Annotated in this window: 1 tRNA gene; it reads right to left on the bottom strand. The window is 57.8% G+C overall.

The window, feature by feature from the left end:
* Positions 1-2 precede the first annotated feature (2 nt).
* A tRNA-Asp gene (locus GHO03_RS24960) sits at positions 3-76 on the bottom strand.
* Positions 77-249 lie beyond the last annotated feature (173 nt).

The raw sequence follows: 249 nt of genomic DNA, 5'->3' as shown, positions 1-249 counted from the left end.
GGCGCAGCGGACGGGACTCGAACCCGCGACCCCCGGCGTGACAGGCCGGTATTCTAACCGACTGAACTACCGCTGCGTATCGCTCGGACTTGCGTCCGTTTGAAACTTTTAAAACCTGTGACTGAAGAGCTTCGGTGCTTTTCAATCGCAAACCAGGCGAACCTGATTTGTACAAATATGGCGCAGCGGACGGGACTCGAACCCGCGACCCCCGGCGTGACAGGCCGGTATTCTAACCGACTGAACTAC

It is taken from the genome of Pseudomonas sp. FSL R10-1339, from assembly GCF_009600545.1.
In the GTDB taxonomy this organism is placed as follows: domain Bacteria; phylum Pseudomonadota; class Gammaproteobacteria; order Pseudomonadales; family Pseudomonadaceae; genus Aquipseudomonas; species Aquipseudomonas bubulae.
This window is presented reverse-complemented; position numbering and strand designations above follow the sequence as displayed.